Genomic DNA, 22,685 nt, shown 5'->3' on the forward strand with positions numbered 1-22,685 from the left:
CCGCTCCCACCTAAGGGCCGTGGGCCCGGGTTTACAACCCCACCACCAAATGCACCAGACCGCCCGGCAGGCTCAGGATCCCCGGTACGCCCGCAGCGCGCAGAGCCTGTGGGTCCATGCGCGTGACATCCGCCAGCTCCACGCGGATACGGGTCAAGGCCACCCGCTGCCCGGACTTGACGTTACGAGCACCGCCGAGCGCCGCCAATACGGCTTCGTCCAGAATCGATGCCGACTGGCCTGGTTCATCAGCCACCAGATCAGGGGTCAGGGCTTTCCAGAAAGCTTTTTGCATTTTATCGAACATGTTCAGTACTCCAACGCAGTCATGGGCTGCACCCGTGGTTGCAATGCCGCTCTCACCTGCTCGGCACTTTCCAGCCCCAGCACCTGCTGCGCCAGGGTTTGACATGCCGAGAACTCAAGCTCGCGAACCCGGGCCTTGATCGTCGGAATCAACGGCACGCTCACTGACAACTCATCAACCCCCAGCCCCAGCAACACCGGCACCGCCAGCGATTCGGAGGCCAGCGCACCGCACACGCCAACCCATTTACCGTGTGCGTGGGCGGCCTTGACGGTGCTGGCGATAAGGCGCAATACCGCCGGATGCAGGCTGTCCGCCTGGCTGGCCAGACGCGGGTGGTCACGGTCCATCGCCAGGGTGTACTGGGTCAGGTCGTTGGTACCAATCGAGAAAAAGTCGACCAGCGGCGCAAACAGATCCGCCATCAAGGCCGCCGCCGGCACTTCGATCATGATCCCAAGCTTTGGCAGTGTGCTGATCCCCTGCGCCAGCGCCTGTTCTTCGAGCATCTGGCGGGCCATGCGCAGTTCAGACAACTGGGTGACCATCGGCAACATGATGTGCAACCGGGTCAGGTCGGCACTGGCCAGAATCGCGCTCAACTGTTCACGCAGCAGGTGTGGACGTTCCAGGCACAGACGAATCCCGCGCATGCCCAAGAATGGATTGGCCTCGTGCTCCATCGGTACGTAGGCCAGCGGTTTGTCGCCGCCCACATCCAGTGTGCGCACCACCAGATTGTGTTCTGTACCCACGGTGCGGGCGATAGCGCTGTAGGTGGCTACTTGCTCGTCGTGGCTGGGGGGGCTGTTGCGCTCCAGATACAAAAATTCGGACCGCAACAAGCCCACCCCTTGCGCTCCAAGGGCCACAGCCTGCTCGGCCTCGGCCAGGGACGCGATATTGGCGCTGACCTCAACATGCCGCCCGTCCCGGGTGCAGGCCGCCAGAGTGGCCTGTTGCAGGTCCCGTTGCTGACGCTCGTGCTGCCGGGCACGCTGGAGAGTGAGCTGCTGGATGCGTTCAGGGTCCGGGTGCAGGTGCAACTCTGCCCGATCAGCATCAAGCAGGACCGGGGTGCCATTGGCCAGCGCCAGCACCTGGGGCAGCATCCCGCACATCGCGGGCAAGCCCAGCGCCCGGGCCAGAATCGCAACATGGCTGGTGGCGCCCCCGCCGACGGTGGCAAAGCCCGCCACTTTGCGGGTATCCAGCGAGGCGGTCTGGGACGGGGTCAGTTGTTCGGCAATCAGGATGGCGTGGTCGGGTAATTCCAGGGCATGGTCCTGCACGCCCAGCATGAGCTTGAGCACCCGCTGGCCAACGTCTTCCAGATCCAGCGCGCGCTCGGCCAGCAAGTGGCTGCCCAGTCCCTTGAACAGTGTCGAAGTGGCCTGCGTGGCGCTTTGCCAGGCGAAAGCTGCGCTCTTGCCCTGATCGATCAGCCCAAACGCCTGCTCCAGCAAACCCGGGTCTTGAAGCAGCTCTTGATGCGCCTTGAAAATGTCGGCCTGAGCCTTGCCCGGGGCGTTGTCACACAGGGTTTTCAGCGCGTGGGCGGCCTCTGCCAGCCCCTGCTCCAAATGGTCGCGCTCGAGGGCGGGATGCGGCGCGAACTCCGTAATCTGCAGCGCGCTTTCGTTGAGCTGCACCACATGACCGAAGGCCGAGCCCGGTGAAGCGCAAACCCCGCGCAACACATCGGTTGCAGCCTGCTCAGACGCGACCGCTGGCGACGGCTCGACCGGCAGGGCCGCAACCGTTTCGCCGCAACCGGACGCCAGCAGCTCGGACAACACCTTGAGGGCTTGATCGGCATCGGCGCCAGCGGCGCTGAGGTAAACACTGTCACCGTGCACCGTCTGCAAGGCCATGATCGCTATCAGCGACTTGGCGTTGGCGCTGTCACCCTGCTTGTGCAGATGGATGGTTGACGCAAAGCCTTTCGCCGCCTGGGCGAACACCGCTGCGGGGCGGGCGTGCAGGCCGTTGGCATTGGGCAAGGTCTGGGGCGCTGAACGGTGTGCCGCCGTGCTCAGATCGTCTGCCACGGCTTCAGCCTGCGCCAGTTGCACGCTCAACACCGGCTGGCCACTTTCAACCAGATCGCGGCCCGTCCCCAGAGGAACAAAGGTTTCGCCGCTCACCACCAGCATCAACGTCAACAGGCTGCGGGCATGCAGCGCAATGTAGTCCGCATCGAACTCGATCAGCGCCTGCCCCGCAGTCACCTGCTGGCCTTCCTCGACCAGCGCGGTGAACCCCTTGCCGCCCAGACTCACTGTATCCAGCCCGATGTGCAGCAATACCTGCACGCCATTGTCGCCCGTGATGCTGACCGCGTGCCCGGTGTGCTGCAGGTTGCTGATCACTCCGGCCAGCGGCGCGCAGAGCACCTGCGACGTTGGGTCGATACACAGGCCGTCGCCAATCAGGCGACTGGCAAATACCGGGTCAGGCACGTTATCCAGCGCCATCAGCACACCGGACAGTGGCGCCAGCAATTGGAGTTGTTGGGATGTGACCATGACTTCACCTGCAGTTGATTCGGTTAAATGCCGATGGAGCGCGAGCTCCGACAGCCCGCTTATTTCCACCAGTATTCGACTTGCAAACCGGCATTTGAGCCGTGCCGCGCCGTGCCGAACGCGCCGGTATCGGACAAGGCCGAGCCCGCGTCCAGCTCATTGGCCGCCCGTTGTGCGGCAGCGTTCCAACTGGCATAGGTGTAGTACAAGCGCACTTCAGGCCGCGTCCAGAAGCCCGGCCCCTTGGGCGACCAAGTGGGCGCGAAGGTGAACTTGCTCAGCTTGCGCGTACCGTCCGCAGCCTTGACCTGATCATGCCCCAACTCGGTGACCAGCTTGAACTGCTCGCTGATTGCGTAGGCCGGGCGCACCCCCAGGGACAGCCATTCCTGATTGCCGCCGTCAGGGCGAAAATCCTTCTGATACACCGCCTCGATCTGCCCGCCGAAACGGGGCGTCACTTGCCAGTCAAAAAACTCGACGATGCGATAGCGCTTGCTGCTGTTATCCAGCCGAAAGTCACCGGTGTAACCCAGCCCGGTGCCGGAGCCTTCGCCATACTGCACGGCAAACTTGTTTTTGCCGCCCAGAAACTCGCTCTGTACATGCTGCGCGGTAATGGCCCAGCCGCTGTGGGCGTCGGTGCGCTTGGGCTTGTCCAGATAACTGAGGCCCAACTCCAGCTCGCCGCCGGGGTTGGTGTTGAAACCGGCCACGTTGAAGTCGTGACGGGTCACGTAGTTTTCCTGGTAGAGATTGTCTTTGCGCGACAGGGCGTAGCTGTATTTCAGGCCGCCGATGAGCACGTCTTCGACACCGGCACCGGTGGCGCTCTGGTTCCAGTAGTAGAAGTCAGAAATATGGATGTCGTTACGCTTGTAGTAGCGACGCCCGGCCCACAGCGAGCCGCCGTTGAGGCTCGGCAGGTTGGACCACTGCGCGTACAACTGCGGCAGGCGAGCTGCCCCGTTGTCGCCCTGAAAAGTCAGCTGACGGTCGTACTGGTTGTACAACGAAGCCATGCCATCGACGCTCAGCACCGAGCCGTCGTCGAAGCTGTACACGTCCTGGCGCAGTTCAAGCTCGGCGTATTGCTCACATTCATTGCCCAGCCGGTATTTGGCCTCGGCACCGGGCAGTTTGAAGCACGACTGCTTGCCGCCATTGAGTGAGTTGCCCACGCCACTGCGAAGGTAACCGGCGAACTCCAGTGCGCTGGCTGACAGTGGCGCCAGCAGGCACAGGCTGGCGATGCAAATGCTGTGGTTGAGTGAAGATTTCATGGGACGACCTTTTTTATTTTTATGTGATTACAGCCATATTTCTGTGGAATCCAGCTTCAGGTGTTCAGGTGCAGCACGAAAGACTCATACGGGCGCAGCGAGATGCTGCGACTGCGCACCGGGCAGTCGTCGTAGTTGCTGACCAGCAGCCGTTGGTCCATGCCCGCGTCAATCACGCCTTGCGGCAGTTCGATGGCGCAGGGTGTGCCGTAGAAGTTGTTGATCACCAGCAAACACTCGCCGTCACCCTGACGCAGATACGCCCACACCTGAGAGTGCTCAGCCAACAACAGGCGATACTCACCGTGTTGCAGCAATGGCTCATCGCGGCGCAAGGCGATCAAGTGCCGGTAGTGATGCAGTACCGACGACGGGTCATTGAGCTGATCTTCAACGTTGATGGCGTGCGCATTGGCGGGAATACCGATCCACGGTTCGGCACTGCTGAAACCGGCATTCGCCTGGTGATCCCATTGCATGGGAGTGCGGCTGTTGTCCCGCGACTTTTGCTTGATCGCGGCCATGCATTCATCGTGAGACGCGCCTGCTTCGCGCTTGAGTCGATAGATGTTCAGGGTTTCCACATCCCGGTACTGCTCGATAGCCTCGAACCCGGGATTGGTCATGCCAATCTCCTCGCCCTGATACACATACGGCGTGCCTTGCAAACAATGCAGCGCGGTGGCGAGCATCTTGGCTGAGACCACTCGGTGTTCACCGTCATCGCCAAAGCGCGAGACCACACGCGGCTGGTCATGATTACACCAGAACAAGGCATTCCACCCTCCGCCCGCCTGCATGCCGACTTGCCAGTCCGAGAGGATGCCCTTGAGCTGCAAAAAGTCGAAATCGGCCCGTACCCACTTCTGCATGTTCGGGTAATCGACTTTCAGGTGATGAAAGTTGAAGGTCATCGACAGCTCTTTGCTCTCGGGTCGCGAGTAACGGATGCAGTGTTCAAGGCTGGTGGACGACATCTCGCCGACACTGACCAGATCGTGGCCCTCGAACACTTCGCGGTGCATCTCCTGCAAGTACTCGTGCACCTTCGGGCCGTCGGTGTAGAAACGGCGCCCGTCGCTGTTGTCCTGGGGGAAGTGAGCCGGCTTGGAGATCAGGTTGATCACGTCCAGGCGAAATCCGCCCACTCCCTTGTCCCGCCAAAAGCACATCAGTTTGTACACTTGCGCCCGTACGTTGGGGTTGTCCCAATTGAGGTCGGCCTGGGTATGGTCAAACAGATGCAGGAAGTACTGGCCGGTTTGCGCCTCGTATTCCCAGGCCGAGCCGCCGAACTTGGATTCCCAGTTGTTCGGCTGGTCGCGCCAGATGTAATAGTCGCGGTACGGGTTGTCGAGGCTGCTGCGCGCCTGCTGGAACCACTCGTGTTCAATGGAGGTGTGATTGACCACGATATCGAGCATCAGCTTGATGCCCCGGGCCTTGGCCTCGCTGATCAGCAACTCGCAATCGGCCATGCTGCCGTAGCTCGGGTCGATGGCGTAGTAGTCGCTGATGTCATAGCCGTTGTCACGCTGGGGCGAGCGCAGGAACGGGGTCAGCCACAGGTAATCAACGCCCAGCCATTGCAGGTAATCGAGCTTGTCGACCACGCCCAGCAAGTCACCGGTCGGGTTGCCCGCGTGGCTGTAGAAGCTTTTTGGGTAGATCTGATAGATCACCGAGCGCTGCCAGTCTTGCATAAAAGAATCCTGCTCAATGGGCTCTGTAGTCGGTGCCGAAGGCTGCGAGCCGGTAAAAGTTCGACAGCTTGCAGCCTTCGGCAGCGACTACGGGATAGGGGTTTAAACGACGCGATAACCGGGACGAATGATTTTCAGGCTCAGGGCGCAAGTCAGGACAAACGGCACGACAATGGCCACCAGCATGCCGATCACAAACATCGGGATGTACTGCGGAATGATCGAGATAAAGCCCGGCAAGCCACCGACGCCAATGGCCGAGGCCTGGACCTTGTTCAGCGACAGGAAAATGCTGCCCAGGGCCGAACCGATCAGCGCCGCATAAAACGGGAATTTGTAGCGCAGGTTGATCCCGAACATCGCCGGCTCGGTGATGCCGAAATACGCGGATACCGCGGAGGTCGAGGCCATGCTGCGTTCACGCACATTTCGGCTCATGTAGAACACGCCCAGCGCGGCGCTGCCCTGGGCCAGATTGGACATGACGATCATCGGCCAGATAAACGTTCCGCCCTGAGTAGCAATCAGTTGCAGGTCAACGGCAAGGAACATGTGGTGCATGCCGGTGATCACCAGCGGTGCGTACAGCAGGCCGAAAATCATCCCGCCGAGCACCGGCGCCAGGTCAAACAGCATGACCACGCCTTCGGTGATCAGGATTCCGAGGTGACGAGTCACCGGGCCAATGATTGCCAGCGCCAGCACGCCCGTGATGACGATGGTGGTGATGGGCACGACCAGCAGTTGAATGGCATTGGGTACCCGCGCCCGCAGCCATTTCTCGATCACGCTCATGACATACGCCGCCATCAGGATCGGCAGGATTTGCCCCTGGTAGCCCACCTTCTCGATCTGGAACAGACCCAGAATGTTGAAGTACGGCAAGCTTTGACCGTCCAGCCCGGCCACGGCCTTGCCGTAGTTCCAGGCATTGAGCAGGTCGGGGTGGACCAGCATCAGGCCCAGCACGATGCCGAGAATTTCGCTGCCACCAAAACGCTTGGCAGCCGACCAGCCCACCAAAGCAGGCAAGAACACAAAGGACGTGTTGGCCATCAGATTGATCAGGCTCCATACACCGTCCAGTGACGGGTAGGCATCGAGCAGGGTTTTGTCGGCAATGAACATGCCTTTAGCGCCCAGCAGGTTGTTAACCCCCATCAACAGGCCGGCAATGATCAGTGCAGGGAGGATGGGCATGAACACATCGGAGAACACCCGCACCAGACGCTGCATGGCGTTGGCCTTGTCGGCGCCCGTCTGTTTGACATCGGCGATGGTGGCTGCGGCCAGGTCGGTCTGTTCCCGCAGGGCGGCATAGACCTTTTCGACTTCACCGGGGCCGATCACCACTTGATACAGGCCGCCGGTAAAAAAGGAGCCTTTGACCAGATCGATCTGGTTAAGGGTTGCGCTGTCGACCCGGTTTGGATCCTTGAGCGCCAGACGCAAACGCGTGACGCAGTGTGCGGCCTGCTCAACGTTATCGGCGCCACCGAGGCTGTGCAGCAACTCGCTGGCGATCTTGGAATAGTCGTGGCTCATGCGTTGTCTTCCGCTTGAATTTTTATTATGGAGCGTCGTTTTGGCAGCACGCCGAAGCGAAAAATACTCGTCTGTACGAGTTAAAGCAACAACTGGTACAGACGAGTTTGCATTTTTTTACTTGCTCCCCCGGGGCCTGCACTTGCGCTGCCTACCCCCTGCCCTTAAGGTTCGGGCCCAGAGCCCCAACGGCATAGAGCCCTCGCCATGACTAAATACAATCAGATCTACACCGATCTGCTTGCCAGCATTACCACTGAACGCCTGGCCCGCGGCGCACGCCTGCCATCCGAAGCCGAGTTGATGACCCGTTATGACGCCAGCCGTGGCACGGTGCGCAAGGCCATCGAGCAACTTCAGGAACGCGGTTTTGCGCAAAAGATCCACGGCAAAGGCACTTTTGTGCTGTCATCCAGCCCGATCGAGTTTCAGTTGGGTGGCATTGTCAGCTTCCAGGAAACTTACCCGCGCCTGGGCGACAACGTCAGCACGGACGTCGTTGAATTCACGCAATTTGCGCTACTGGAGAGTGGGTTGTGCGAAAAACTTGATGTGGAAGCAGGCAGCCTCATCACCCGAATCAAACGGGTACGCCGCATAGATGGCAAACGGGTGATCCTGGACATCAACCATTTCGTGAGCGACCTGATTCCGGGACTCAATCCTGACATTGCCCAGCACTCGATTTATGCCTACATCGAGCAAACCCTGAACCTGCAGATCAGCTATGCCCAGCGCACCATCGAAGCGGTGCCCCGCAGCAAGGACGATCAGCAGCATCTGGACCTGGACGGTCAGAGCCATGTCATCGTGGTGAGCAACCAGACATTTCTGCAGGATGGGCGCCAGTTCGAGTACACCGAGTCGCGGCATACACTGGACAAGTTCTACTTTTCGGATGTGGCACGGCGCTAGAGCCAATCCGCCCTCACCCTCTCCCTTTGAGAGAGAGGGCGAAGTGCTCCGGGTTTACTTCACCGCATACTTCGAACCACGCGGGCCATCCAACTGGGCCTGCAACATCAGCCACTCGCGCTGAATAATCGAATACGGGATAAAGATGCTCACCCTCTGCGCGCCTTTCAAGCCGGACTGAGTGATCACATCGTTCAATGTGGTCGAGTAGAACCCTTCATTGATACCCACGATGCTGCCGTCACTGGCGATGACCGGCCCGCCCGACATTCCCTTGACCAGCGGTGCGTCGTGGATGCCATAAAGATCACCGCTATGCTCTTCGATATTGCGAAAGGGGGTTTGATACACCTTGCCTTTGCCCGTGGTGGTCACCAGATAAGGGCTCACCCCCACTGCGGTAATACTTTCACCCACACGCGGGGCCCGCCAGGATGGAAAGTGGCCGCTTGCCTTGTGCTTGATGAAGACCAGATCGCAATGCGTGCTACAACGGTATGCAACATTGGGGATAAACGGAGTGTGCGCGGTCGTGACGGCGTACTCCTCGTTCCATTGCACGGCCGAGGCCATGTACATAAACGGCACGGGAAAGCCTGAAAAGACCGTAAAGTACGCGTCATTAACGGGCCCCGACAAGTCGGGCTTCACGAATCCGTTGCATCCTGCAGTGACAACTCCTATTAACAAGAAGGCCATGATCTTGATCATGATAAATCACCGACTTATAGGAAGAATGCAACTGGCTGTTATTGTCAGTATTTTGACAGCACAGAGAATAGCGCTCCTAACTGCTTGTTTTAGTGGGTCGCTGTATTACTTATGGCTGACAATTTAATAACGCGTATGAATCAATCGAACTAAGCCCAATTGCTTTTTGAGCAACCAGGGAGTTCAAATAATTGGCGCCGAAAATGTGCCGAAATCGAGGAGGCCTACGTGCAGCCTTTCTGGAGAGATTCACCCGACGGCGACACTCACTTTATGCAGGTCAAACCATAAGGAATAACGACATGCTCACGAGGAGCCTGCTGCTGGGTTTTTGCGCTGTGATACTGATTGGTTGCACGGGAAGGGGCTTTCAACCGCCGGCTCCGGATTACACAAAATGGTACAAGGAGGGCGTATCGCAGACCGGGATCATTGCTGCGATGCGTGCGTGCGAATATACCAATGTTGATGGCGCAGGAGACAGGTCGCCAATCGATGTGAGGTTACTGAACTTCTATTGCATGAAAGACGCAGGCTACAAACGCAAAGATAACGTGGACATGTGCAAGCTCGGTCGTATTGGAGAATCGCCGGTGTGCGAAGGCCGTCGGTAACCCGTCAGCCAACGGATTGCCAGACCCAAAAAGCCAAAAGCCCGCAATTACGCGGGCTTCAGGGTGTTCAGTGCTGCTTGGTGCCGGTCAGTGCCAGACGTCCAATCATTCCCACTCAATTATTGATACGAGGTATTTTTCTATTAAAATCAACCTATTGCTTAAGGAACTCTTTCTGAATACCACGCTTAATACCATACCTCGCGCGTGAAGGGAGTTGCTTTGCTTATAGTCTCAGGACAAAAACCAGCAAGCTGCATAAGCCGAAAATTGAGCTCCCCTCGACAACCTGACTTTCCTCAACTGAGTGCTACATTGATGGCCTCTTCCACCAGTTCCGGCGTCGCCTTGAACCACTCCACCGCACTGAAGGATCGCCCGTCCGGCCCTATCACCTTCAGAGCCGTGTGGTAGGTGCGCAGCGCACGGTGAATGCGCTGTTCGGCTTCCTTCGCTGAGTAGCCCTTTAGTTCGTAAGTTACCAAAATCTCCACGGGCGCAAACAAAAACGTCGACTGAGTTTCGGCGCGGGCGATACGATCCTCGACTGTTCCTGATGTGGTGCCCACCTTAAGTAATCCTTGGACTTCAGGCTTGTTTGATCGGGAACGCAGGACATAGACGAAGCCTGTTCGAGCGCCCTCGAAAAGGGGGCCAGCGCCCGTCGTGCCGATCCTGCGGGCATCTTTGTCCTCATAGAGCCGCCGTACCAGCGATGACATCAGCAAATTCGATTCCGTACCATTGTCGAAGATGACGCGCAGCCGTGCGTCCAGTTTGCCGTTGCGCCGGTGCTCGTCGCGAACATCAGCAACATGCACAATTTGCCCCTTCAGGACGAAGAACTCGCCCAGCTCTACGCGCTCCTGCCGAAAGGGCTGGGGGGTTCGCTCCCCAGCCTCGACAGTCTTCCGAATGCGTACAAACAGCGACTCGAAGCGCTCGAAGTCGGGGCACGGGCGACGGTCAGCAACGAAGTCGGGGCGTGCCATCGGTTTCAGCTCTTCGCGCACCTCAAAGATGTCGAGATCGTCAGAAAGGAGAGGATCATCGAGAGGGTCGGCACCGCTTGTCCCGCCGAACATGAGGGTGCGCGTGTCGTAAGATGCGAGCCCATCAAGGTCCGCTTTCGATGCCCGCAGTCCAGCTAATTCATTCGCGAGCATGCGCTCTCGAACACCGCGTCCTGGCTCGGAGACGGGCTCGGCACCAGTCTCGTCGATAAATGCGTTAATACGCTTGATAACTTCGACCGCACGGTCGAGGAGGGGCGTTTGTGGCGCCTTCGGCTTCTCATCAGACGTGAGAAGAAGCTCATCGTTTAAGTAGTCGATTGTTTCAGGCATCAACTTCACCCTTGTCAGCCCCTGCCATAGCAGCGCGTTTGTCTCGCGAAAGCTTGCGCAGGAACGCCAAGGCTTCTGCTAGCCTTACCTCGCGGCCATTTGGAGAATTTAGATTGGGCTCGCGGCCCTCGCGCTGGATGAATTCTCTGATACGCGGATAAAGCTTCTCAGCTTCTTCCTGCGTCATGCTTACCTTGAGGGCGCGGACCTCGCCGTGGAGGCGTGCAAGCAGCTCCTCGGTAAGTTCCTTGGATAGCAGCTCATATGCGTCATCGAAGTCTCGGCGGCCGCCGAGAAGATCGACCTGCAACTCCTGAACATTGATGAACCGCCTCGCCTGCTGAACGAAGCGATCACCAGCGTTTGTGCCGGTCGTGGCGCGCGCGCCGTCGCGATCCTCTTGCCCGGCAAAGAGAGACTGTTCCTCTTCGGAAAGGCTTGGAGTCTGAATGATGCTCGGGTCTTTTGCGACCTCACGGCCTAGCCCGGCGCGCACTCCGAATAGGCCAACCGCATCCTTGATTTGCTCTTCGGAGAAGCCGGGATAACGCCGTTTGATTACATCCGTGACTACGAGGTCGTACATAACGTCCGTGTGGTGGTCATCGGGATTGATCATAACCGTGATCGTACGCGAGTCATTCTGCACGTCTGCGAACAAATCGTTGAAGTCGGTTTCGATCGCTTCTACAGCCTTCGCGTCGATCTCCGGCATACCAACAATTTCGATCTCTCCTGCATTGGTCACCGGTTCGGGCTTGAGCTTGTCGCCGGGCGAACCATCAAACTCGTCAGCGCCTTTATGCGTGCGGAACTTGAAGACTGGCGCCATCACCTGCTCCATCAGCAACGAGACGGAGATGGCCTTGAGCATGTCGTTGACAGCGCGGCTTATAGCCTCGTCCTTGGCGAAGGGCGCTGAGACAAGGTTCGTAAACTGTGCTTCGGCCTTGCCGGGCGCATCGCGTGTCGCTCGGCCAATAATTTGCACCACTTCGGTCAGCGAGCCTCTATAGCCCACCGTGAGAACATGCTCGCACCACACCCAGTCGAAACCTTCTTTGGCCATCCCGAGTGCAATTATGATGTCGACGTCGTCGCGGTTCTTTACCGCGCGCAGACTCGCGAGTACCTTCTCGCGGTCGGCGCTGTCGTCCACGAGATTCGCGATCTTGAGCGTACGGCCGCCAGCCGTTACTTGAACGAAACCGGTCACCAGGTTTACGCTGATCTGCGGATTCTTGCCCATTCGCTCGCCAATCGCATCCACGATCGCGTCCACAGCGAACATCTTGTTAAACCCGCTCCCCTCGGCCGAGCCGACATGGGGGATGTGCACGATGGTCTTGAGAGTGGGATCCAGCGCCGCGCCGATCGCGTCTAAATACTTGCCTTGGTAGAAGCGGAAGTTGATGCGCAGCGTCTTTAGATATTCGTAGCCGTTGAGCTGCTCATAGTAGGTGTAAATCACCCGCTCGAAGCGCGCCTCGTCCTGCGGGTGCAGCACCGCCATGCCGTCACCGCGGAAATAGGAACCCGTCATGGCGAGGATATGAGCCGCATCACGCCCTGCCTCGCCCGCTCTGTCGATCAGTCCGCGCAGCAGGTTGCCGAGCCGACTGTTCTCGTCCGAAGACGCGTGGTGCAGTTCGTCCACGCAGACCAGCGTGCGGTCGAACAAGGCCACGTCATCAGTTTTAGCGTAGGCGGCGCGCAGGGTAGAGTGGGTGCAGAGAGCTGTCCGGGCGCCACCCTCGCCGCGAAGGAACCCGATCAGTTCATCGACCTTACGGCCCGTCTCCGAGCCGACGGTGCAGAGGTCGAGGTCGAGCTGCCAGTCCGAATGGAAGCCGCCCGCCGCAAGACTAGCATTCCGAAAGGAGGCGCCGATGGAGCGTTCCGGCACCGCGATCACCACGCGATCGACGTCACGGGTTCGCAGCTTTTCGAGGCCCAGGAACATGGCTGCACGTGACTTGCCCGAGGCAGGCGGCGACTTGACCAGCAGGTGCTGCGCGTCCCTCTTGTCCCACACGCGGGCTTGCATTGCACGCATGCCGAAACCGTCGGTCGCCTTGGACGCGCCCGTTCCGTCGTAATTGAGCGTGATGGAGCCTAGACCGTTCTCACCCGCCTTGCTTTTCGTGTCGCTCATGCGTCTACCTCCTCTCTGATCTCGGACGTTTTTTCATCTCCGAGCGCCATGCGCGCATAGAGTTGCAGCATATGCTCGATACGGTCGGCGTCCGAGCGGTAGCGCCGCGAGCCGAAGATCGTCTCCATTGTCTCGTCCAGCTCCTCATGGGCGCGACGCAGGGCGCGCGGCATGGTGGCGGAGGCATACATATCCCCAAGCGAGCGCCCGAACCCCGCCTCCTTGCGCGCCTCATCGATCGTCCACCAGTGCTCTTCCAGGTCCGCCTTGCGACGTCCCGAGAGGGCCGGGAGGGGAAAGGTGTTCCAGACGAGCGTATTCGAGTAGCGCGGATCCTCCTTTAGACGACCGCCTACCGTCTCCAACCATAATCGGTGCAGGCGCGAGGATAGGACAGCGGCCTGCCAGATCGCACCGTCGAAGATGCCGAAGGCCTCGCTGGACGTGATGCTTGTCTCGTCTTTTACATCGACGGGTAGGTAGTGGCGATCCTTGCTCGCTGGACGCGGAATCATGATCGTATGCGAAGCCGCCGCGCCTGGACGTTGCAAGAAGCGATGAGGCCGATCTGCAAACGCCTTTGAAATGTCGGACGCCTTCGGCTTGGAGCGATCCTGTGTCACGGCTTCGAATCGTCTTGCCAGTTCAGGGATGGCCTTCGCCTCCTCGACCTCGTCGTCTCCCACCCACAGGCAATACCGCTCGATGCCCTTCATAAGTTCCTGAGAGCCGTAAAGCCGCCGTACAAAGCGTGCCGCGGCCGGATGCGTCTCCAGCAGGGCATCGCGCTCGCCGCGGTTAAGTATCAAATTGCCGCCATCGGTCGGCTGGTTGCCGCGGGTCATCGGTTCGAGATCAGGTGCGAGCGGCTTGCTCGTCTTGGCCACGATGGCAGTGGTCCCCGGCGCGAGGTAGGGACCGATTACCTCCACCTCGCGTACGGTTGCCCCGTCGAACAGGCGCTTAGGAGCACTACTCGGCCGCCCCATGCCAACGATCACGCAGGTCACGCCGGCATTATGCGCAGCGAGGTTGGACCATTTGAACGAGCGATGCGCGAAGCTTATCCCTATCCCGTCGAGCAGATGCGGCCACAATTCAGGCACCTGCACGCCCTGCACGATGGAGTTGGTAGCCACGAAGGCAAAAGGCGCGCCGGTCGCCAACGCGTAATCGCGCGCCTTTACGAACCAAAGCGTCACATAGTCGAGATTGCCCCAATTTTTCACGCGCCCCTTGAATACGCGAGCCATGTCCGCCTTCTGCTCGGGCGACCAGAAAGAAGAGCCGCGGAACTGCGGATTGCCTACCACAATCGTCTCCGCCGTCGCATTCGGTGGGCATGCCTCTAGCCATTCGACCTCGGCCGCGTTGCCCCTCACTATCACGCCCGCCTTCTGAAGCGGCAGGAAGTCAGTTCGCTGACCGAGGTCCAGCTCCAATTGTTGGTCGCACTGGTACTTCGCAATCCACAGACCGAGCCGTGCAGCTTGGCAGGCAAAATCGTCGATCTCTATTCCGAAGAACTGCTCCAGCATGATGCCCGAAAGGCGCGGTATGGCGAGGCGGCGCATTGCCTCTATCTCCAGCGCGCGCATTTCCTTGTAGGCAAGGATCAAGAAGTTGCCTGAGCCGCAGGCCGGATCGAACACGCGGATGCGGCCCAGTCGCTCTAGAAAATCCCGCAGCCGAGCCTTGTTCACCCCGGCCCTATCTAACTCTGCTTGGAGCGAATCAAGCAGGATGGGATCCAGCACCTTCATGATGTTAGCTGGGGAGGTATAGTGCATCCCCAGCTCGCCACGCTTTTCCACGTCGACGACAGCCTGGAGCATAGAGCCGAAAATGTCAGGGTTGATAAGCTTCCAGTTCAGCCCTGCACAATCGAGGAGCAGCTTGCGACAGCGCCCGTCCAACATCGGCAAGGGCACATCTTCATTAAACAGAGAGCCGTTGACGTACGGCAGCTTGGACCAACCCTTCGTCTCTGACGAGCGCTTGTCCCGCTCGGTGTTCATGTGCAGGAACGCGCCTTTGAGGAATGCTGCAAGGTCCGCTCCATCCACGCTAGTCGACTGGCGCACCGCGATCTCGAAGGCATCCTTCCCAAAGATACCAACATCGTCGGAAAACAGGCAGAACAGCATACGCGCCATGAAGATATTGAGCGCGTGCCGATCGGCTTCCGTAGTCCATCCTGGGTTGGCGTCGCGCACTGCGTCGTGGAAGCGCGAGATGAAGCGCGTAGCCCGAACGTCGGCCATACGCTCCTTTTTCGGAACGTAGCGTTCGTGTCCGCCCAACGGGAAGAACACGTCGCCCTCTAGCGACAGCATATCGAGGCCGACACGAAGTGGCTCTTCGTCGAACTTCGAGCTTGTGTCATAGGCGGCGATCCGTTCGCCATCGTAAGCGAGCAGTACGCGGGGACGCCGCCCCTTGGGCGTAGCCTCGACTTCTGCACGAATTCGGTCCAGCGCCTTGTCCGCTCCGCCGGGCTCGGTCGACTCGAAGCGCAACATCCGCGTCCAAGTAAATGCGCCGTCCTTCGCGGTGTCGCGAAGCTTGGTGATAGTGGAGCGAGGAGCTCCCACAGCCTCCATCAGCGCCAAACCGAACGCCCCCCCAGCCGGAGGATCGGCGGCGAGCTCGTCTAGATTTGAGTATATTTCTCCTGACGTTAGCATGGCGTTCGGTCTTGTTTCAGCAGGGATCCTTCCCCGATCCATCTAATCCTATACCCATAGATCGCACATGATCTTGGAACCGGCCAAAGGATGGAAACCAAATCATTTTCCTTTTAGGGTCGCGCTTAGAAGAGATAAATGTAGCTACATGTGAACTGCATTATACGTCAGTGCTATGGAGATCAAAACGATGATAGCTGACGCAGTAGTGCGGGCGCGTATCCCGGCGGACATGAAGGACAAGGCGCTACCTTGAACCGCAAGGAGCTGAGCGCCTCCAATCTTATCCGCCTAACCTTCCTGCGAGTAGCCGAGGAAGGGCGCTTACCGTTTGATGTGCGGTGCCAACCTTCTCCCTGCAGAGCCATGAACGAACTGGAACCGGGCACGGTTAGCCTTTCGATAGAGCGAAAAAACTTTGAAAAGCCTTAGGCGTCTGAAGTGCCAACCTCGTTAGCTCCAGAGTCTTGAGGCGTATGTGAAACGCGCCGAGGAACGCGGCAATGGGCAGACGTCACGTCTTGCTGCCGTTACGGATAGTTGGGACAGGGCACCAGCTCAAACCCTGCATCCTCGTTCGTGAGCGACTTGATCTTCGAATAGCTTATCTGCTTACTCGTTGACGCAACCCTGCCGCTGAAAAATCCAAATAGTTTTGGATGGCTTTTTACCGTGTTTTTAAAACTACCGTCTTGTGAACACAACAGCCGACTTCTCGACGCCAGCCCCAAGCGGCAAGGGTATTGAAGTAGCTCGTGCAGGCAGCGTCACGGTGATGGAATTAACATCTGCTGGAATGAATGGGGGACGATACGAGGTTAAGCGTGCTGGGGCTGATCGAGCGCTCCTAACGCGAGGGCTAGCTGTTGTAATAAAATAACCAGTTCTGCCGGGCTGCCTTCGCGTAGCACGTCAGCGAGTAGTTCAACCGCATATTCAGTGTCTGCACCAAGCTGCTCGGCCATCGCCTCATTGTGCGATCGATCTCTCACTGGGTCACCCTCTCTTGCTTTGACACATGAACTACAGCCGATTCAGCGTACATGAATATGGGGCGACGGCATCGAGCTCAGGACGGTCAAATGGAAGGCAGCAAACCAGCTATTGGTTTTTTTAGTTTGCACATCCACGAACTGATCAGAGCTGAGATTTTACTTATGAGCTTTAACAATCGCCCCCATCTTCATTCCAATGGCGACCTGCAACCTTCGAAACTCCATCATTACACTCTCCACATCAATGGCCCTCGCGCCTTCTCCACGTTTCTCTGCAAGCCAAAGTTTCAATAGCCCAGCAACTCGTCCGAGGTCGCCGTTTACCTTCGCCAAGTCAGTCACCGCGCCCAGGTCAACGACTGACTTTACAGGCATATTCAAACCGAGTGCTCGCAGATAGGCCGAGCGTGCCATACCAGCCTCTTTAGCCCGAGCAGTAATCGTCGCCTTTTCTTCATCGGTGACCCAAACCTCGATTGGCTTACCGCGTCGGCGAGCCGGTGTCTTTTCTTTGGTGCCGCCTGTCATGGTTGCTCCTTTTTTTGCTGCTGCGCTTTTGCCCCTAGACGCGGCAGCGGCTACCTGCCTTGCAAAGCAAGATCCGTTGAGCCAAAGGCGAATAAGGGGCGGTGTTGGAAAGGTGCGGGCTTGCCCGTACCCGTACAACACACATCTTGCCATACTGTTGTAAGCGATTTAATGCGATTTAAATCTAACTACTCATCAATCGCTTTGAATTTCGCTAAATCGCATACAGTCGCATTGAATTGCCTAGAGCTGCCTTGAACTTCCTTGAGTTGCATACAATCGCCCTAAATTTCATTAATTTTAGCTGCCCAGTTATTGTATGTTTCCCTAGGCTTTTGTCCGTGCTAAAACCAATAGGAACAAACGGAGGAAGTCGATGCAAAGTAATAGTCTAAAGCCTATCAAAAGAAGAGCTGGCCGTGCTGAGTTCTTCTCGATCAGGAAGGAGTTAGAAACGAAAATACTGCTCGGCCACCCCCTTACTCGACTCTACACCGAATACGCTGATCGATTTAGCTTTGGATATGTGCAGTTCACACGTTACGTCGCTCGCTATTGCAAGCAATCGCGCTCATTTATCATGACAGGCTCGCATTGGAGACAACAATGATAAATGGATGGAGATTATTAATAACAGTTTTTACTTTGCTTTTTACATGGCAGAACGCCTTTGCTATCTACTGCACAAACTGCTCTACATTCTATCAACAGATGTTCGAGTACGCAGAAGCAGTCAATACGGCGTTGAACACTGCAGAGCAGCTTTCGACACAAGTTCAGCAATACAACAATATGGTCACGCAGGGGACTCCGCTGCCAAACAGCATGTTTGGCCGGATCACCCAAGACATGCAGCGTGTAACAAGCACCTACAACAGGGCACAGTCATTAGGCCGCAATGTGGCGAATCTCGATTCGCAATTCAATACGCAGTTTCCCGGGTATGAGGCGTATTTGCAGCAATTTTTCCAGTCAAGTAGTAAGGCGACTGACGTAATGCCGGATCGCTACGAAAAATGGTCGGCGCAAGGATTTGATAACGCAAAAAGAGCTATGCAGGCAGCAGGCATGAATACCAGTACATTTGAGACGGAAGATGCACACTTGGAACAACTGGTGAACCGTTCGCAGTCATCATCGGGTCGGATGCAGGCCATCCAAGCTGGGAACGAGATTGCCGCTTCAAACGTGCAGCAGCTTCAGAAACTGCGCGACTTGGTGGCGACTCAAATTACCCTACAGGGCAATTACATAGCCCAAGAAACCGCGCGTCAGTCGGTCGGCGACGCCGCCTCCGAGCAATTCAACAAGCGCCCAAATACTCGCGGCGGCGCGAAGGGGTACTGACTATGACGTTCTCTAAATGGCTTCTTATTGTGCTGTGTGTAGCATCTGGACTTGGAGGGGCAGCTCTGGTCGGCATCACATGTTCCATCTCTAATGACCGCATAGTGGTTACCGAAAAGATCAACCAGCCTGATGCCGCCGACAAACAATTCAATGAGCGCCCGAACACTCGCGGTGGCGCCAAGGGGTACTGACATGCGCGTACCTATGATTGCTGGACTATTTCTAATGCTGCTTGCAGGGAGTGCAGCTGCAGGAGTCGATTTAGCCCAAAGCGACACCTCAATGCAGGGCTTGCTGGACATGATTCTTGAGGCTTCTAACGAATGGGCGCCTCGCCTTCATGGCTATGCGGTGAACCTATTTTGGAGTCTGGCACTCATCCAGTTTGTGTGGACATTCTTCCCGATGGTATTTAAACAAGTCGACTTCGGCGAGCTAGTTGGCGAGCTAATCCGCTTCATCATGGTCATCGGTTTTTTCCTGATCCTGCTCGATCACTCAACGGAGTGGGCAAGCGCGGTTGTGAACAGTTTCCGACAAGCTGGGGCACATGCAGCAGGCTTGCCAAGCCCTGAGCTAATGCCAGGAGATATGTTTGCGACGGCAGTCGAGTTTTCTCGTGCCATCCTGACCGGAATGAGCGTTTTCAACCCTTCGCAGAGTATCGTCGTTGCATTGGCTGCCATCCTCGTTCTGATGGCTTTCGCTTTCATCGCGGCATTCATTTTTGTGACATTGGTCGAGGCTTATGTCGTTATCAACGCCTCTGTTCTATTCATGGCTTTCGGCGCATCGCAGTGGACACGGGAATACACGATGGCTGTTATTCGCTACGCAGTTTCCGTGGGTGCCAAGCTTTTTATGGTGACTTTGATAGTCGGCTTGATTCTAACTGTCGCGAAGAAGTGGCAGGTTGCTTATACCAATGACGAAGCCTCTCTGATGACCTTGGTGGGGTTATCGCTGGTATGCGCCTACCTGACCAAGACCATTCCCGAACTGATCGCGGGCATGATTAGCGGCGTTTCTTCGGGTGGCGGCGGTGCGATTGGCGGCATGGCCGCGGCTGGTGTAGCTGGTGTAGCTGGTGCAGCAGCCGCGGCGGCTACCATTGCCACGGCAGGCGCAGCAGCTCCGGCAGCGACCAGGGCAATCGGTGCGAGTGGTAGTGACGCAGGTGTAGCGGCCGCGCCCGGGGGTATTGGCACCGGAGGTCTGGCCAGCGCAATCAACTCCAGCTTTGCCGGTGGTGGTGGCACAGCTAGCACTGGCGCTAGTAGCTCGGGCCTCGGGTCCAGCACTGGCGGTAGTTCTGCCGCTAAATCAGCCGGAGCTAAAGTCGGCGGTAGCGTCTCTAGTGGCCCTAGCGGCGGCAGCCCACTGCCGCCGCCAAGCCAAGGCGTGCAGCAGGCAGCCAAAAAGACTGCGAAAGCTGCGCTAGGCAACGGCGACGATTCCAAGGGCAAAGCCGCCGCGCAGCCGCAGGCTAAACCACAAGAGGATCAGGGCGGCAGTAGTTTGCAATCGACCTTGCAAGCCTCTCAGCAGTACGCAGGAGGTGCGCAAGACAATGGTGGAGGGCTGTCTGCCCATAACGTGGCATCAGCTGCAACCCGAGCAGTTGGACTCATGGCCGCTATGTCTGTGCCCGGTATGGAGGGGACCGCAGGAATTTCGCTGGGCGCCGGTACTCCGCAAGCTGCTCCTAGCTCAGGTGGTGACAACGTGGACAACGGAGAAGGAAGGGAGCCTGCAAACGTAATACGTGGAGCTGACTTGGCCACAGCTGCAGAAACTGAAAGCGGCACCAAAGAAGCGGCTCCGTCGCCTAAGACTCAATCACCGGGTGAACAATCATGATTGCAGACATTCTGTTTGGCTTTTTCATGCTGGGTAGCTTCTTCGTTCTTGGTATAGGTTTCTGGGCGCTTGGACGACTTCTGCGAGCCAAAGGGCATGGCCCTTTACTAGATACGCTTGACGAACGTTACATCCGCCTACACGCGGAGGTGCAGCTGGGGATGGTACCTGTGGGGGTAAAGACATTTTCCGACTTGGGCGATCTTCATCTGTTGTCATTCTTTGGTTCCAGACGTCAACGCAAGCACCTAGACGAAATCCGACTGGACCTGCTTGCTGAACAGCAGAGGCTCAACGAATCCAAGCATAGGTGACATGCCCCGCTTTGCGGGGCTTTTTATTCCCGTCTATTACACACCACCAAGACTCTCTAGACCATCTTGTGCGAAGCCCGAGCCAGAAAGCGCGCCCTTGCATTGCCAATGAAATCACTGAATAGATCGAGAACTCGTCCAGTGTGTTACGTAATAGTCGGTGCTGGCTGCTTGGCTGCCAAATTACCTGAAATCGCTCACATGCTCCCTTTTTGGTGTCCGTCGTTGCTCTCTACGGTCTGTCAGGCGGCAGACCTGCCGGAATCTGGTTCGATGATATGGATGTGCGTTACGACGGCCGCAGTCGATCTCAAGCAACAGTTTGTGAGCGTAGGGAACGCTTTTTCATATCAGAGAGGGCAGGTACTTGGGGGACGGACACTGCCAAAGCAAAATAGGCTTTAAGAGATTTAATAGATTTAAATAAAGATTTAGGAAGAAAAACGGCTTTATTACCCATTAATTTCAATCACTTACAACAATATGCAGTCCCTGATAGACGGTGATACGCCCCCTAATAGACGGTGGATCAGCCCCTAATGGACGGTGAATGGCCCCCAATAGACGGACTATCCACAGGAGTACATTCCTGCTTCTACCCTATCCGTCATTCAAACGGAAAAATGGCAATCTCCGGGCCTTTTGTGTTCTGGAGTACCGTCTATTAGGGACCTTATTTCAGTATTTTCTTATCTGATCGACGCATCATTACAAGCTGCGGCCCACTCAGGCCAACTTCTTCCACCAAGCCGTACTCGGGTAAATCATCTGTTGCGATGACCTTGCGCAGGTTCTCCGAGAACTTTTTGAGCGTCCCGGTGCTGCCGCTACGCGTATATAGCGTTTTAAATGCCCACTTTGCATCGTCTTTGCCTGCGGCCCGGCGCGCCAATCGGTAGACAAAACGTCCTATTCCCGACTCGATCAGAAAATAATCAGGGTGCACTGTCAGAATGTCCGGCTTTGCCCCCGAAGTGACTTCCCGATATATCCAGTTAGGTGCCTCAATCTCGACACTGGCCACCTTGCCGGTGTCGGTACGCGAAATTACGCGATAGTGGCTAATCAATCCCTCGGACTCTACCTCCCGCATGCTGCTCTTACCGTTTCGTGGGGAGCTTTCCCGCACGCTTTTGATAGTCGTACCTTTGAGGCGATCTAGAGCACCCTCGACTTCTTTAAATTGGCGGCTTCCGTCGCCCTTCCGGCAGAATTTCAAAATGTCAGACACGTGCGGTTTGAACACACGACACGGCTTCTCACCCTTCCCTTCTCGGTAGCGATTCATAGCCTCTGTTAGATAAGAAATCAGCATTAGCACGATGTCATAATCCCAAATTGACGCCATGCCATATGGGCCAGCTGTGACCTCGACGTAACCGTCTGAAAGGTTGTAGCGGCTGATTTCTCCCGCCCGTTTTTTCTGCTTGGATATTCGGAACACAGCCACATCCATCATGCTGCGGCTATCGCGGGCGCTTACTTCGTACCGCGAAGGTACAACGGAATCAGCCTGCCTTTCGTGTTCACGCGGGCAAGGTATCGCCCTTTTAGCTGCAACTGGCGACCTTGGTGTTGGCAGATCCTGGCGTGGAGGCCTCTTTTTTTCTTCGGTACGCAGTCGCTCCTCTATTTCCCTAATCGACTCGCCCGGAAGTGCTGCGGCCTCCAGCTTCTTGCGGTACGCGGCGTGATTTTCTTCGATCCGTGACAACAGACTGCCAACTGGAAGTAGCCCATGGCCGCCGCTAGTCAAGGGATTGGCCCAGCATATGACGCGATGCATGCCAACAGCTCATCCCGCAATCAAGTTCAGATCCATCTACAACCGGCAGCATAAAACT

Annotated in this window: 17 protein-coding genes; 6 read left to right on the forward strand and 11 right to left on the reverse strand. The window is 57.2% G+C overall.

Annotated elements, in window-relative coordinates; all coding sequences use genetic code 11:
* Positions 1–31: 31 nt before the first annotated feature.
* From AC19YQ_RS04660 to treP, 5 genes are all read right to left on the reverse strand, one after another.
* A complete protein-coding gene (locus AC19YQ_RS04660) occupies positions 32–307 on the reverse strand; it encodes a PTS sugar transporter subunit IIB (protein WP_133075932.1) in 276 nt (91 codons plus the stop codon).
* Between the two features lie 2 nt (positions 308–309).
* Positions 310–2,835 carry a phosphoenolpyruvate--protein phosphotransferase gene (gene ptsP / locus AC19YQ_RS04665; RefSeq protein WP_500594676.1) on the reverse strand — a complete coding sequence of 842 codons (2,526 nt, stop codon included), beginning with the start codon at positions 2,833–2,835 and terminating at the stop codon, positions 310–312.
* Between the two features lie 59 nt (positions 2,836–2,894).
* Positions 2,895–4,118 carry a maltoporin gene (locus AC19YQ_RS04670; RefSeq protein WP_500594677.1) on the reverse strand — a complete coding sequence of 408 codons (1,224 nt, stop codon included), beginning with the start codon at positions 4,116–4,118 and terminating at the stop codon, positions 2,895–2,897.
* Positions 4,119–4,174: 56 nt separating this feature from the next.
* Positions 4,175–5,821, reverse strand: a complete 1,647-nt coding sequence (treC, locus tag AC19YQ_RS04675; RefSeq protein ID WP_326398412.1) for an alpha,alpha-phosphotrehalase — start codon at positions 5,819–5,821, stop codon at positions 4,175–4,177.
* A 102-nt stretch (positions 5,822–5,923) separates the two neighbouring features.
* Positions 5,924–7,366 (reverse strand): PTS system trehalose-specific EIIBC component, encoded by a 1,443-nt coding sequence (treP, locus tag AC19YQ_RS04680; protein ID WP_500594678.1) that lies wholly within the window; start codon positions 7,364–7,366, stop codon positions 5,924–5,926.
* A 207-nt stretch (positions 7,367–7,573) separates the two neighbouring features.
* On the opposite strand from treP, the gene treR reads away from it, so the two are divergent.
* Positions 7,574–8,281, forward strand: coding sequence for a trehalose operon repressor (gene treR / locus AC19YQ_RS04685; RefSeq protein ID WP_133075937.1), 708 nt, complete (start codon positions 7,574–7,576; stop codon positions 8,279–8,281).
* 54 nt (positions 8,282–8,335) lie between these two features.
* Here the strand turns inward: treR and AC19YQ_RS04690 are convergent, their stop codons facing one another.
* Complete coding sequence (locus AC19YQ_RS04690; protein WP_133075938.1) at positions 8,336–8,992, reverse strand: trypsin-like peptidase domain-containing protein; 657 nt, start codon at positions 8,990–8,992, stop codon at positions 8,336–8,338.
* Positions 8,993–9,294: 302 nt separating this feature from the next.
* Here AC19YQ_RS04690 and AC19YQ_RS04695 point away from each other — a divergent pair, with 302 nt between their 5' ends.
* Complete coding sequence (locus tag AC19YQ_RS04695; RefSeq protein ID WP_500594679.1) at positions 9,295–9,606, forward strand: hypothetical protein; 312 nt, start codon at positions 9,295–9,297, stop codon at positions 9,604–9,606.
* A gap of 299 nt (positions 9,607–9,905) precedes the next feature.
* On the opposite strand, the gene AC19YQ_RS04700 is transcribed toward AC19YQ_RS04695, so the two are convergent.
* From AC19YQ_RS04700 to AC19YQ_RS04715, 4 genes are all read right to left on the reverse strand, one after another.
* A complete protein-coding gene (locus AC19YQ_RS04700; protein WP_500594680.1) occupies positions 9,906–10,952 on the reverse strand; it encodes a GIY-YIG nuclease family protein in 1,047 nt (348 codons plus the stop codon).
* Positions 10,945–13,107: a DEAD/DEAH box helicase gene (locus AC19YQ_RS04705; protein ID WP_500594681.1), complete on the reverse strand. Its 2,163-nt coding sequence runs from the start codon at positions 13,105–13,107 to the stop codon at positions 10,945–10,947. Before AC19YQ_RS04705 ends, AC19YQ_RS04700 begins: the two co-directional genes overlap by 8 nt.
* Positions 13,104–15,794, reverse strand: a complete 2,691-nt coding sequence (locus AC19YQ_RS04710; RefSeq protein ID WP_500594682.1) for a DNA methyltransferase — start codon at positions 15,792–15,794, stop codon at positions 13,104–13,106. The genes AC19YQ_RS04705 and AC19YQ_RS04710 overlap by 4 nt, the downstream gene beginning before the upstream one ends.
* 1,151 nt (positions 15,795–16,945) lie before the next feature.
* Entirely contained in the window at positions 16,946–17,317 is a 372-nt protein-coding gene (locus AC19YQ_RS04715) for a plasmid mobilization protein (RefSeq protein WP_500594683.1), read from the reverse strand.
* A gap of 376 nt (positions 17,318–17,693) precedes the next feature.
* Here AC19YQ_RS04715 and AC19YQ_RS04720 point away from each other — a divergent pair, with 376 nt between their 5' ends.
* The 4 genes from AC19YQ_RS04720 (at position 17,694) to AC19YQ_RS04735 (ending at position 20,841) form a co-directional block, all read left to right on the forward strand.
* A complete protein-coding gene (locus tag AC19YQ_RS04720; RefSeq protein ID WP_099421519.1) occupies positions 17,694–17,927 on the forward strand; it encodes a TraK family protein in 234 nt (77 codons plus the stop codon).
* Complete coding sequence (gene trbJ, locus AC19YQ_RS04725) at positions 17,924–18,664, forward strand: P-type conjugative transfer protein TrbJ (protein ID WP_047281213.1); 741 nt, start codon at positions 17,924–17,926, stop codon at positions 18,662–18,664. Before AC19YQ_RS04720 ends, trbJ begins: the two co-directional genes overlap by 4 nt.
* Before the next feature lie 195 nt (positions 18,665–18,859).
* The gene (trbL, locus tag AC19YQ_RS04730; RefSeq protein ID WP_500594684.1) at positions 18,860–20,527 is read left to right on the forward strand and encodes a P-type conjugative transfer protein TrbL; all 1,668 of its coding nucleotides are present in this window, start codon (positions 18,860–18,862) and stop codon (positions 20,525–20,527) included.
* Positions 20,524–20,841, forward strand: coding sequence for a hypothetical protein (locus AC19YQ_RS04735; protein ID WP_500594685.1), 318 nt, complete (start codon positions 20,524–20,526; stop codon positions 20,839–20,841). The genes trbL and AC19YQ_RS04735 overlap by 4 nt, the downstream gene beginning before the upstream one ends.
* A gap of 673 nt (positions 20,842–21,514) precedes the next feature.
* Here the strand turns inward: AC19YQ_RS04735 and AC19YQ_RS04740 are convergent.
* The gene (locus AC19YQ_RS04740) at positions 21,515–22,627 is read right to left on the reverse strand and encodes a replication initiator protein A (RefSeq protein WP_047281216.1); all 1,113 of its coding nucleotides are present in this window, start codon (positions 22,625–22,627) and stop codon (positions 21,515–21,517) included.
* Positions 22,628–22,685: the final 58 nt, after the last annotated feature.

The sequence above is a fragment of the Pseudomonas sp. MF06569 genome (genome assembly GCF_059862735.1).